We start from the raw sequence: 12,701 nt of genomic DNA, 5'->3' as shown, positions 1-12,701 counted from the left end.
GAGGGCGGCGCTTCGGATGGCCGGGTGGTGGGGGGTTGCTACCCGGTCACGAGGGTGAGGCCGTAGACGGACAGGATCTCGTTGACGGGCTGGAAGAAGGTGGTGCCGCCGGAGCTGCAGTTGCCCGAGCCGCCGGAGGTGACGCCCTGGGCCTGGCTGCCGGAGATGTAGCTGCCGCCGGAGTCACCGGGCTCGGCGCAGACGTTGGTGCGGGTCACTTCGTACACCGTGCCCTGCGAGTACGTCACGCTGGTGTTGCGCTGCAGGACGGTGCCGCAGTGCCAGCCGGTGGTGGAGCCGGACCGGCAGATGGACGAGCCGACGCCGGCGACGGTCGAGCCGCTGACGGTCACGTTGCCGCTGCTGCCCTTGACCCAGCCCCTGGGCGTCCAGCTGCTGTTCACCGCGATCCAGGAGTAGTCGCTGCCGGGGAAGACCGAACCCTGGAAGGTGCCCTGCGACACGCTGTTGTAGCCGGTCGTGGTGCTGCCGGCCCGGCCGCAGTGGCCGGCGCTGACGAACCCGGGCGTGCTGCCCCTCCGCACGGAGAAGCCGATGGAGCAGCGGGCCGAGTTGTTGATGTAGTAGGCGTCGCCGCCGCGCACGTCGTAGTAGGTCTGGGGCTGCTCGCTGGACTGCTCGACGCGGACCATGGACCTGTCGGCGCCGCTGGCGGCGATGAAGGCTTCGGCCTCGGCCGGCTGGGAGGACTGGACGACGACGCTGTTGGTGCGTACGTCGACGTACCACACCGGCGTCGACGTGGGCGCCTGCGCCTTGTCGAGAGCGGCCTTGGCGGCGTCGAGCGACGCGAGGCTGTGGCCGACGACCTGCGCCTGCACGCCCGTGCCGGTGATGGAGGAGGCGGCCGCGGCGTCGGTGGTCGCGACGGTGAGCGTCGCGGAGGTCGGGCCGCTGAGCCACGAGCCGGCGTAGCTGTCGCCGAGCTTCTGGGTGACCGAGGCTTCGACGCCCGTGAAGCGGGCCTCGTTGAGCAGGCGAGACTCGGCCTGCTCCTTGCTGATGCCGAGGTCACGGCTCATCGCGTCGATCATGGCGGGGGCGGGCTTCGGAGCGGAGGCGGTCGCGTCGGCTGGTGCGCGGTCTGCGACAGCCGGGGCGGCCATGAGGGTGAGGACGCTGATTGCCAGAGCGCATCCGGCGGTAACCGTGCGTCTGCGGAGCATGGGCTCTCCTCGTTGTCGGGGGGTGCCGTTACCGTAACTGGGCCCACGGCAGACGCGGAGCTATCGTTTTGTCCCTATCGCCGGGTTATGGACCCATGCGCCGCGTTACGGAGACGGTGTCTGGCAGCGGCCGTATGACACCACGCGGCGCCGTCGTCCTGAGACGGACGGGGCGGCGCCGCGTGGTGTGCTGTATGGGCGGTGTTGCCCGGCTGGGGGGCCTTACGGCTTGCTGAAGCCCAGGGTGTAGGAGCCGCTGCCGCTGTAGGCCTCGACGCGGTAGCGGTAGTAGCCGGACGTACCGGAGTAGGTGATCGTCTCATCGGGGGCGGAGGTGATGCCGCTCGCCACGTTCACCCAGGTCGAGCCGTTCCACTTCTGCAGGTAGAGGTCGAAGTCCGTGCCGTTGGGGCCGTCGAGGCAGGCGCTGTGGGTCCCGGAGACGGTGGACTGGTAGTAGGAGTTGTTCGGCTGGTAGGCGCTCGCGCCGCTGGTCAGGCTACCGCTGACGGTCTGCTGGTAGCCGCTGCAGCCGGTGGGCGGCGGCGGGGTGCCGCCGCTGGTCTTCAGCGTCAAGCCGTAGACCGAGAGGATCTCGTTGACCGGCTGGAAGTACGTCGTGCCGCCGGAGGTGCAGTCGCCCGAGCCACCGGAGGTGACGCCCTGGGCCTGGCTGCCGGAGATGAAGGAGCCGCCGGAGTCGCCCGGCTCGGCGCAGACGTTGGTGCGGGTCACCTCGTACACCGTGCCCTGCGAGTAGGTGACGCTGGTGTTGAGCTGCTGGACGGTGCCGCAGTGCCAGCCGGTGGTCGAGCCGGACCGGCAGATCGACGCGCCGACGACCGCGACGGTCGAGCCGCTGACGGTCACGTTGCCGCCGCTGCCGTTGTTGACCCATGGCTGCGGCGTCCAGTTGCTGTTCACCGCCACCCACGAGTAGTCGTTCGTCGGGAACGAAGACCCCTGGAAGGTGCCCTGCGCGACCTGGTTGTAGCCGGTCGTCGAGTTGCCGGCGTTGCCGCAGTGGCCGGCGCTGACGAAGCCGGGCGTGCTGCCCTTGGTCACGGGGAAGCCGATGGAGCAGCGGGCCGAGTTGTTGATGTAGTAGGCGTCGCCGCCGCGCACGTCGTAGTAGGTCTGGGGCTGCTCGCTGGACTGCTCGACGCGGACCGCGGCCTTGTCGACGCCGCTGGCGGCGATGAAGGCCTCGGCCTCGGCGGGCTGGGACGACAGGACGACGACGCTGTTGGTGCGCACGTCGACGTACCACACCGGGGTCGACTTGGGCGCCTGGGCGCTCGCCTTGTCCAGGGTGTCCTTGGCGGCGGCGAGCGAGGCAATGGAGTGGCTGACGACCTTGGCCTGGGCGCCCGAGCCGGTGATGGAGGAGATGGCGGAGGGGTCGGTGGTGGCGACGGTGAGCGTTCCGGAGGTCGATCCGGTGAGCCACGAACCGGCGAAGGTGTCGGTGAGCTGCTTGCGGACCTTCGTCTCGACGCCGCTGAGGCGTGACTCGTTGAGCAGGCGCGACTCGGCCTGCTCCGCGGTGATGCCGAGGTCCCGCTGCATGGCCTGCACCATGCCGGGCGGGGGCTTCAGAGCGGAACTGCCGGTCGCGCCTGCCGGCTCGCGTTCTGCGACGGCGGGGGCTGCCATGAGGGTGAGGACGCTGATTGCCAGAGCGCATCCGGCGGTGACCGTGCGTCTGCGGAGCATGGGGGGTCTCCTCGGTGTGGGGGTGCCGTCACCGTAGATGCGTCAACGCCGGGTCGCGTACATATCGGTTCGTCCCTACCGTCGCACTATGGAACCGTCCCGAACTGTGGATTGGCCACCAGCCAGTCGGCGTAGCGGGAACTGCGCCGTACGGCGTCCGCGTAGGCATCCCGCGCGTGGTCGGCGACCGCGGGCGCGGCGCAGGCGGTGAGAGAGTCGGAATGCCAGCCCAGCAGATGCCTCCAGCGCAGTGGCGCCCCGGCGATGGGCATCATCACCAGTCCGGCGGCGAGGTCGAACGTCGCCTGGCACAGCGCCACGGCCTTGCCGGCCTTGACCAGATGCAGGCAGGTCGCCACGTCCGTCTCGTACACGGTCTTCGGGACGAAACCCGCACGCGCGCACGCTCCGGCGAAGCAGTCCGCGAAACAGCCGTCCCCCGGAACGACCGCCCATCCCTCGTCGGCGAGGCTGGACAGCTCCACCTCCTTCTCCCCGGCCAGGGGATGATCCTCCCCGAGCAGGGCGAAGACCGGGTCGGTGCCCACGACGCTCCAGGCCATGGCCTCGGCGGCGGGGGGTGGGGTGTCCCCGCAGGTGCCGATGAGGGCGAAGTCCAGTCGTCCGGCGCCGACCAGGGTGGTGAGCTCGCGTGCCGACCAGGACGTGCGGGTGCTGATGGGTGTGGACGGATGGGCTCCGGTGAGACGCTCGACGAGGCCGCCGAGGATCGGCCCGTGCGTGGCGCCGATGCGGAAACCCGAGATGCCGGCGTAGGTGTTGGCGAAGCGCACCGCCTCTTCCTGGAGTTCCCGTACGGCGGGCAGCAGGACGCGTGCACGGGTGAGGACGAGTTCGCCGAGGGGAGTGGGGCGGGCGCCGTTGCGGTCGCGTTCGAAGAGGGTGCCTCCGAGCGTGCGCTCGATGCGTTTGAGCTGCGCGGTCAGTGACGGCTGGGCCAGTCCTAACTGGGTGGCCGCCTTGGTGACGCTCCCTGCCTCGGCGACCGCGCGCACGATCTTGAGGTGACGGAGCTCCAGATCCATACCGGGAACGTACGACCGCCGTGTTATGCCCGCAATGCCGATATGTCACCAAATTTGACAGTAATTTGTTGGATCATGCCGAATAACGGGTTGACCTGCGTGGATGGAGCGGTGATCGACAGAGATGGCGCACCGAACTCGGTACGGTCCTGTCAAGAAGCGGGTGGAAACGCGTGTCGGCACGGCCGGAGGTGGCCGGACGGCGGGCTCGCGCCGTGGTGCCAGAAGCCGGCCTGTCCGGATCCCTGCCGGTACGCGCGGCGTTCTGGCGCCGAGGAAGAGGTCGCGTTCTGAGCGGATGGTCCCACCGCGGTTGGAGGCGGCCGACCGGCGTATGGCACCATCGGGATGCCCCGCGGCCGGGCGGCGGCCGCTCAGGTAGAACACGTTTCTATCAATTTGGCGGCAGGTGAGTGACGGAAGCCACACTCGGCACTACGATCGCGGACAACATAGGCGCTATTGGACAAAGGGTCCGAGTACCCCGCGTTGTCGGTTACCCCGGAGGATTTGGATGCGGCGCATCACTGGAGTCGTTCTCATCGCGATCGGGGCGTTTCTCATCACGCTGGCACCGCTCATCCGCTTCTACGCGGCGGGCAAGCTGATCGCGGCGCCGGCGGACTACTACGGTGTGACGGAACTGCGCGCCGACAACGCGCAGTACTTCAGTGCAGCCAAGGTGAAGGTGCTGAACGCCAGCCTTGACATCACGGTGACCACGCGTGGCGACGTGGCCGAGGCCAAGGACGACCACGTCGTCTGGGACGAGTTCAGTGTCGTCAACGACGTCACCAACTCGCTGCCGAACATCGCCCTGGACCAGCGCCGCAGCGCCTTCAACAAGTACACGGGGGAGGCCGTCAACTGCTGTGGCGCCAACGTGGACAAGGAGCCGGTGCAGATGACCGGCCAGATCTACACGTTCCCGTTCAGCACCGAGAAGAAGACCTACAAGGTCTTCAACTCCTCCACCAGGCAGTCGTACGACACCAAGTTCGTCAGCGAGGACACGGTCAACGGGCTGCCGGTCTACAAGTTCGAGCAGACGATCCCGCCCACCAAGATCGCCACGATCACGGCGCCCGCGTCCGTGCTCGGCATGAGCCAGCCCGGTGACGTGCAGGCCGACCGCTTCTACGACGGCGTCGTCACCTTCTGGGTCGAGCCGACGAGCGGGGCGCCGGTGAAGCAGGAGCAGCACCGGCACGAGGTGCTGAAGACCCAGGACGGCGTCGAGCGCACGGTCGCCTTCGTCGCCACCGTCAAGATGACGCCCGCGACCATCGACAGGCTGGTCAAGAACGCCATCGACGGCAAGAGCCAGATCACGTTGCTCAAGACCACTGTTCCCCTGGTGCTGCTGGTCGTGGGCCTGCTGCTCGCGGTCGGCGGTGCCGTCCTCCTGCTGTCGGGCCGCACCCGGCGGGCCTCCGAGGTCTGACCCGTCCACGGCCCTCATGGCCGCGCAGAAAGGCCGCCGGCGCTCTCGCCGGCGGCCTTTCCGTATTTCCACGCGCCGGCGGCCTGTCGGGAGACCGTCGGTGAAACCTGTTCTCGGTCTTGGTTTCCCGCTAAAACGGCCGCCAGGTTACCGGCTGGTAGGACCGAGCGAATGTTCTAGATAGAACACGTTGCAGTTTGCGCCGTGCCGGTCGTACATTCGTCCCATGCGGACACGTGTCACCGACATGTTCGGGATAGAGCTGCCGATCTTCGCCTTCAGCCACTGCCGAGATGTCGTCGCCGCGGTCAGCCGCGCCGGCGGCATGGGTGTGCTCGGGGCCCTCTACTTCACCCCGGAAGAGCTCGAGATGGAGCTCAAGTGGATCGACGACCACGTCGACGGCAAGCCGTACGGCGTCGACGTGGTCATGCCCGCGTCGTACGCCGGGGCCGACCTCGGCGTCGACTCGCCGGAGGAGCTGGTGGCCAGGCTCCAGGGAATGATCCCCGAGGGCCACCGGCAGTTCGTCGAGAACCTGCTCGCCGAGCACGGCGTACCCCAGCTGTCCGCCGAGGCCGACGCCGGCAAGGTGCTGCTCGGCTGGACCGACGCCACCGCGCGCCCCCAGGTCGAGACGGCGCTGAAACATCCGATCGCGCTGCTCGCCAACGCCCTCGGGCCGCCGCCCAAGGACGTCGTGGACCTCGCCCATGCCAAGGGCGTCAAGGTCGCCGCCCTCGCCTCCACGCCCCGGCACGCGATCAAGCAGGTCGAGGTCGGCGTGGACGTGGTCGTCGCCCAGGGCACCGAGGCGGGCGGGCACACCGGCGAGATCTCCACGATGGTGCTGATCCCGCAGGTCGTGGACGCCGTCGACGTCCCCGTCCTTGCCGCGGGCGGCATCGGGTCGGGCCGCCAGATGGCCGCGGGAATGGCGCTCGGCGCCGAGGGCGTCTGGACGGGCTCGCTCTGGCTGACGGTCGAGGAGGCCGACACCCCCGAGCTGGCCCGGCAGCGGATCCTCCAGGCCACCTCGCGCGACACCGTGCGGTCGCGCTCCTGGACGGGCAAGCCGGCGCGCCTGCTCAAGAACGAGTGGACCGACGCCTGGGAGTCCGCGGAGTCGCCGGGCACGCTGCCGATGCCGCTGCAGTTCATGCTGATCTCCGGGGCGCTGCGCAGGATCGGCAGCTCCGACGCCGCTGAGCTGGCGACGTTCCCCGCGGGCCAGATCATCGGTGCGATGAACCAGGTCAAGTCGGTCAAGGACGTCGTCTTCGACCTGGTCCAGGAATACCTCGAAGCCGTCGAACGCCTGGAGCGCCTGACGGGAGCCTGACGGTCCCACCGCGCCGGGCAAGGCCTCCACCCGCCGTGCCCGACGTCCCGGGCCCACCGCCTGCCAGGGCCGTTCTGAGCCCGCCTGCCAGAGATACGACAGAGGAACGGCGGTCAAGCTTGACCGCACGCACGAGCGCGTCGCCGCCCAGCTGGGCAATTCTGTCATGAAGATCTTGGACAGTTTGCAGACTTCGGGCAGTGTCGGTCGCTCGGTTCCGTTGGGTCGGCTATTCGCCCCGGTAGACCGCCGGGCGCTTCTCGCGGAAGGCGCGGGAGCCCTCCTTGGCGTCCTCGGAGCCGATGACCGGCCAGCCGATGGCGTCGGAGACCTTCAGGGCCTCGGGCTCGGGCATGCCGAGCGTCTCGCGGTAGGTTCGCAGGATCGCGCGCACGGCGAGCGGGCCGCACTCGGCGATCTGGCCGGCGATCTCGCGGGCGGTCGCCAGCGCCTCGCCGTCCGGGACGACCCGGTTGACCAGGCCCATCGCCAGCGCCTCCTGGGCGGTGACGGCCCGGCCGGTCAGCAGGATGTCCATGGCGAACGCGTAGGGGATCTGCCGCGGCAGCCGTATGGCGCTGCCGCCCATGGGGAACAGTGCGCGCCTGGCCTCGAACAGGCCGAGCGTGGCCGACTCGGCGACGACGCGCAGGTCGGTGCCGACGAGCAGTTCGGTGCCGCCCGCGACGGCGTACCCCTCGATCGCGCAGACGATCGGCTTGGCGGGCAGGGCGTCGCTGTCGCGCAGCAGGCCCTTCCAGTGGTAGTCGGGGATCTCCTTGGCGCGCTGGAGCACGCGGGGGTCGGTGGACGGCGTGCCCATGGCCTTGAGGTCGGCGCCGGCGCAGAAGGTGCCGCCGGCCCCGGTCAGGATGCCCACCCGCACCTCGGGCTCGTCGGAGATGTAAGCCCAGGCTTCGGCGAGCCCTACCAGCATGTCGGAGGAGAGCGCGTTCCTGGCCTCCGGCCGGTCCATCGTGACGATGACGACATGGCCGTCCCGCTCGATGCGGCAGTGCTTCGTGCTGATGGGCAGGAGCTCCATGGACACCCTCCAATAGTTAGAACAAACGCTTGTTAGGGAAGCGTCGGGCGGGTTAGTCTGCGGCTACGAACTAGAACAGATTCTTGTTCGTAACCCTCCTGTAGCGCCAGGGGTTGTCGGGAAACCGAGAACATGCTTCACTTCGGCGCATTCGGGAACGAAGGCGGAACCGGACAAGGGAGTTCCGAATGGGCTCGCTCGGCTTCTGGAGGCTCGCGCAGGCCGATCCCGGTTGGATCGCCGCGGTGGATCCCGATGGCACCGAACACACGGCGGGCGATCTGCTCGCCCGAGCGAATAGTCTCGTCCACGGCTTACGCGCCCTCGGCCTGAAGGCCGGGGACGGCTTCTGCGGCCTGGTGCCGAACGGCGTCGAGGGCCTCGCGCTCTACCTCGCCGCGCTGCAGGCCGGCTGGTACTACACACCGGTCAATTGGCACCTCACCGGTCCAGAGATCGCCTATATCGTGTCCGACAGCGAGGCCAAGGCGTTCTTCGTCCACGAGCGGTACGCCGCCGAGGGCGCGCGGGGCGCCGAGGTCATCGAGCCGGAGCGACGCTTCTCGTTCGGGTCGATCGAGGGGTTCCGGCCGGTCGCCGAGCTCATCGACGGCCACCCGAGCACGCCGCCGCCGGAGCGTACGGCCGGGGCGACCATGCACTACACCTCGGGCACGACCGGCAGGCCCAAGGGGGTGCGGAGGCAGCTGACCGGGCTCGACCCCGACGACTCGGCCGAGCTGATGACGTTCCTGCACGGGCTCTTCGGGATCACGCCGGGCAAGCCCAACGCCCATCTGGTCACCTCGCCGAACTACCACACCGCGGTCACGCAGTTCGGCGGCACGGCCCTGCACATGGGCCACACGCTGGTCTACATGGACCGGTGGGACGCCGAGGAGATGCTGCGGCTCTGCGAGAAGCACCGGGTGACCAACTCGCACATGGTCCCCACGCACTTCAAGCGGCTGCTCGCCCTGTCCGACGAGGTCAAGCGCAAGTACGACCTGTCATCGCTGAAGTGGATGATCCACGCCGCCGCGCCCTGCCCGGTGCCGGTCAAGTGGGCGATGCTCGAGTGGTGGGGCGACTGCGTCTACGAGTACTACGCGGCCACCGAGGGCGGCGGCACCATCGCCACGCCCGACGGCTGGAAGAAGCATCCGGGCACCGTCGGCTCGGCCTGGCCGATCAGCGAGCTGCTCATCGTGGACGACGATCACGAGCCCGTGCCGACCGGCACCCCCGGCACCATCTACATGAAGATGGCCGGCCTCGCCTTCGAGTACAAGGGCGACCGCGAGAAGACCGAGGCCAACCGGCTGAAGGACCACTTCACGGTCGGTGACATCGGCTACCTCGACGAGGACGGCTTCCTGTACCTCTGCGACCGCAAGTCCGACATGATCATCTCCGGGGGCACGAACATCTATCCCGCCGAGATCGAGAACGAGCTGATGGTGCATCCCAAGATCGCCGACGTCGCCGTCTTCGGCATCCCGGACGAGGAGTGGGGCGAGCAGATCAAGGCCATCGTCGAGCCCGCCGACGGCGTCACGCCGGGGCCTGAGCTGGCCGAGGAGCTCCTGCGGTCGCTGGAGGGCCGGCTGGCCAGGATGAAGTGGCCGCGCTCCATCGACTTCATCGCCGAGATGCCCCGCGAGCCGAACGGCAAGCTGCTCAAACGAAAGCTCCGCGATCCGTACTGGGAGGGCCGCGACCGTGCCATCTGACCCGCTGGTCGCCGAGCATGTGCTGGAGTTCCCCGGCGGGTACACCCGCACGACGGGACCGGTGATCGGACGCTTCCTCACCGAGTTGCGCGACGGGCGCATCGTCGGCGTGCGCACCGCCGACGGGCTCGTGCTGGTGCCGCCCCTGGAGTACGACCCGGCGACCGGCGAGTCGGTCACCGAGGAGTACGTCCAGGTCGGCCCGGCGGGCACCGTGCTGAGCTGGGCCTGGGTGGGGACGCCGCGCAAGGGCCACCCGCTGGACCGGCCGTTCGCATGGGCGCTGATCAAGCTGGACGGCGCGGACACCTCGCTCGTCCACGCCGTCGACGCCGGCACGGTCAAAGGGATACGGCCGGGCCTGCGGGTGCGGCCCCGCTTCAAGCCGGAGAGCGATCGGATCGGCCACATAACCGATATTTCGTGCTTCGTGCCCGAGGTCACGACGATGATCGCGCCGGTCCGGATCGAGTACCGCATCCAGCCCGGCCGCTCCCTCGCCCGCTTCCTCGAAGGCGTCCGTGACGGGATCTTCCTCGCCGGGCGCTGCACGCGGTGCGACAAGGTCTACGTGCCCTACCGCACCACCTGCCCCGAATGCGGCTCCACCATCGGCGAGGAGCTCGAGCTGCCCGACACGGGCACCGTCACCACCTTCGCCATCAACAACCTGCCCGACCCCCGCGCCCCCGAGGTGCCGTTCGTCTCCGCCTACATCCTGCTCGACGGCGCGGACGTCCCCATGATCGCGCTGATGGGCGACATTCCCGCCCACGAGGTGCGGCAGGGCATGCGGGTGAAGGCCGTCTGGCTGCCTCCCGAGGAGCGCACCCTGTCCATGACCAACATCAAGTGGTTCGCCCCCACGGGCGAGCCGGACGTCCGGCTGTGAGGGGAGGGTCGCGTGCGTGAGGTAGCGGTCATCGCGTTCGCCCAGACGAAGCACACCGGCCACGACGAAGGTCTGACCGAACCCGAGCTGATCTCGCCGATCATCCAGGAGGTCAAGGAGCGGTCCGGCCTTACGCGGTTCGGCTTCACCTGCTCGGGAAGCTGCGACTACCTGGCCGGGGCGCCGTTCTCCTTCGTCTCCGCGCTGGACGCCATCGGCGCCTGGCCGCCCATCTCCGAGAGCCACGTCGAGATGGACGCCGCCTGGGCGCTGTACGAGGCGTGGGTGCGCCTGCAGCACGGCGACGTCGACTCGGCGCTGGTCTACGGCTACGGCAAGACGTCGCAGGGCGATCTGCACGAGATCATGACGCTCCAGCTCGACCCGTACTACCTGGTGCCGCTCGGGCTCGACCAGGTGTCCTTCGCCGCCCTGCAGGCGAACGCGGTCGGCGCCGAGCCCGGCGAGCTGCGCGAGATCGTCCGCCGCAGCCGCGCCGACGGCAGGGCCAACCCGTACGCGCTGGACCTGCCCGACCCCGGCGAGGAGGAGTACGACGTCCACCCGCTGCGTCCCATGGACATCGCGCCCATGACCGACGGCGCGGCGGCGGTCGTGCTCGCCGCCGGCGACCTCGCCAGGGAGCTGGTGGAACGCCCCGCGTGGATCACCGGGATCGCCCACCGCACCGAGCCGCACTATCTGGGCGTGCGCGACCTCGCCCGGTCCGCCTCCGCCGCCGACGCCGCGCGCGCCGCGGGAGTCGGCAAGGGCCCGGTCGAGGTGGCCGAGCTGCACGCCCAGTTCAGCCACGAGGAGCTGATCCTGCGAGAGGCGCTCGGGCTGCCGCCCGGCACGGCCGTCAACCCCTCCGGCGGCCCGCTCGCCGCCAATCCCGTCATGGCCACCGGGCTCATCCGCATCGGCGAGGCCGCCCGGCGGATCATCGACGGGAGCGCGAGCCGCACCGTCGGCCACGCCTCGTCCGGGCCGTGCCTGCAGCAGAACCTCGTCACCGTCATGGAGGCCTGACCATGGGGAACCGCTGCGCCGTCATCGGGGTGGGGCAGACCAAGTACCAGACCAAGCGCCGCGACGTCTCGATCGCCGGCCTGGTGCGCGAGGCCGCCCTGCGCGCCCTGGAGGACGCCGGGCTGACGTTCAAGGACATCGACGCGGTCGTCATCGGCAAGGCCCCCGACCTGTTCGAGGGCGTGATGATGCCGGAGGCCTACCTCGCCGACGCGCTCGGCGCCGCGGGTAAGCCCATGATGCGCGTCCACACCGCCGGCAGCGTGGGCGGCTCGACCGCGCTGGTCGGCGCCTCGCTCATCCAGGGCGGCGTGCACGAGCGCGTGCTGGTGGTCGCCTTCGAGAAGCAGTCGGAGTCCAACGCGACCTGGGCGCTGTCCACGCACCTGCCGTTCAACGCCTCCCTGGTGGTCGGCGCCGGCGGCTACTTCGCGCCGCACATCCGCGAGTACATGCGCCGCTCCGGCGCGCCCGACCACATCGGCACGCTCGTCGCCGTCAAGGACCGGCTGAACGCGCTGAAGAACCCCTACGCGCACCTGAAGATCCCCGGCATCAACCGCGAGATGGTCGAGTCCACGCCCATGCTCTGGGAGCCGATCCGCTACCTGGAGACCTGCCCGTCCTCCGACGGCGCCTGCGCCATGGTGCTCGCCGCCGAGAACAAGGTGACCGGCACCCCCGCGTGGGTCCACGGCACCGCCATGCGCTCCGAACCGATCTTCCGCGCGGAGCGCGACACGGTGAGCCCGCAGGGCGGCAAGGACTGCGCCGCCGACGTCTACCGCCAGGCCGGCATCACCGACCCGCGGCGCGAGATCGACGTCGCCGAGGTGTACGTGCCGTTCTCCTGGTACGAGCCGATGTGGCTGGAGAACCTCGGCTTCGCCGGGGAGGGCCAGGGCTGGAAGCTGACCGAGTCCGGGGCCACGGCCCTCTCCGGGGACATCCCCTGGAACGCCTCCGGCGGCGTCCTCAGCTCCAACCCCATCGGCGCCTCGGGGCTGATCCGGTTCGCCGAGGCCGCCCTGCAGGTCCGAGGACGCGCCGGAGAGCACCAGGTCGAGGGGGCGCGGCGCGCGCTCGGCCACGCCTACGGGGGCGGCGCCCAGTTCTTCGCCATGTGGATCGTCGGGAGCGAGAAGCCGTGAGTGCCGCGTTCCCCGGGACGCGAGAAGCCGTGAGTGCCGCGTTCCCCGGGACGCGAAAAGCCGTGCGAACCGCGTTCCCCGGGACGTGGAACGCCGTGAGAGCCGCGTTCGCC

At 69.6% G+C, this 12,701-nt stretch carries 10 protein-coding genes; 6 read left to right on the top strand and 4 right to left on the bottom strand.

The genetic code is table 11. The features are described 5' to 3' along the window. Positions 1 to 38: 38 nt before the first annotated feature. From MYF83_RS27000 to MYF83_RS26990, 3 genes are all read right to left on the bottom strand, one after another. Positions 39 to 1,187: a S1 family peptidase gene (locus MYF83_RS27000; protein WP_248963518.1), complete on the bottom strand. Its 1,149-nt coding sequence runs from the start codon at positions 1,185 to 1,187 to the stop codon at positions 39 to 41. 222 nt (positions 1,188 to 1,409) lie between these two features. Beyond that, the gene (locus tag MYF83_RS26995; protein WP_248963517.1) at positions 1,410 to 2,903 is read right to left on the bottom strand and encodes a S1 family peptidase; all 1,494 of its coding nucleotides are present in this window, start codon (positions 2,901 to 2,903) and stop codon (positions 1,410 to 1,412) included. Positions 2,904 to 2,989: 86 nt separating this feature from the next. Beyond that, a complete protein-coding gene (locus MYF83_RS26990) occupies positions 2,990 to 3,949 on the bottom strand; it encodes a LysR family transcriptional regulator (protein ID WP_248963516.1) in 960 nt (319 codons plus the stop codon). Between the two features lie 514 nt (positions 3,950 to 4,463). On the opposite strand from MYF83_RS26990, the gene pgfA reads away from it, so the two are divergent. Next, complete coding sequence (gene pgfA, locus MYF83_RS26985; protein ID WP_248963515.1) at positions 4,464 to 5,393, top strand: cell envelope lipid trafficking protein PgfA; 930 nt, start codon at positions 4,464 to 4,466, stop codon at positions 5,391 to 5,393. Between the two features lie 226 nt (positions 5,394 to 5,619). Then, a complete protein-coding gene (locus tag MYF83_RS26980) occupies positions 5,620 to 6,735 on the top strand; it encodes an NAD(P)H-dependent flavin oxidoreductase (protein WP_248963514.1) in 1,116 nt (371 codons plus the stop codon). 229 nt (positions 6,736 to 6,964) lie between these two features. Here the strand turns inward: MYF83_RS26980 and MYF83_RS26975 are convergent, their stop codons facing one another. After that, positions 6,965 to 7,780, bottom strand: a complete 816-nt coding sequence (locus MYF83_RS26975; RefSeq protein WP_248963513.1) for a crotonase/enoyl-CoA hydratase family protein — start codon at positions 7,778 to 7,780, stop codon at positions 6,965 to 6,967. Between the two features lie 188 nt (positions 7,781 to 7,968). Between MYF83_RS26975 and MYF83_RS26970 the strand changes: the two genes are divergently transcribed. Genes MYF83_RS26970 through MYF83_RS26955 form a run of 4 tightly spaced genes read left to right on the top strand, consistent with a single transcriptional unit; the run spans position 7,969 to position 12,588 of the window. Continuing rightward, entirely contained in the window at positions 7,969 to 9,513 is a 1,545-nt protein-coding gene (locus MYF83_RS26970) for an acyl-CoA synthetase (RefSeq protein WP_248963512.1), read from the top strand. After that, on the top strand, positions 9,503 to 10,405 hold the full coding sequence (locus MYF83_RS26965; RefSeq protein ID WP_248963511.1) for a Zn-ribbon domain-containing OB-fold protein: 903 nt from the start codon (positions 9,503 to 9,505) through the stop codon (positions 10,403 to 10,405). The genes MYF83_RS26970 and MYF83_RS26965 overlap by 11 nt, the downstream gene beginning before the upstream one ends. Before the next feature lie 12 nt (positions 10,406 to 10,417). After that, a complete protein-coding gene (locus MYF83_RS26960) occupies positions 10,418 to 11,437 on the top strand; it encodes a thiolase family protein (protein ID WP_248963510.1) in 1,020 nt (339 codons plus the stop codon). Between the two features lie 2 nt (positions 11,438 to 11,439). After that, positions 11,440 to 12,588: a thiolase family protein gene (locus MYF83_RS26955; RefSeq protein ID WP_248963509.1), complete on the top strand. Its 1,149-nt coding sequence runs from the start codon at positions 11,440 to 11,442 to the stop codon at positions 12,586 to 12,588. Positions 12,589 to 12,701: the final 113 nt, after the last annotated feature.

The sequence above is a fragment of the Sphaerisporangium perillae genome (genome assembly GCF_023276435.1).
GTDB lineage: Bacteria > Actinomycetota > Actinomycetes > Streptosporangiales > Streptosporangiaceae > Sphaerisporangium > Sphaerisporangium perillae.
The sequence above is the reverse complement of the archived record's forward strand: the minus strand, read 5'-3'. Positions and strand labels throughout refer to the sequence as shown.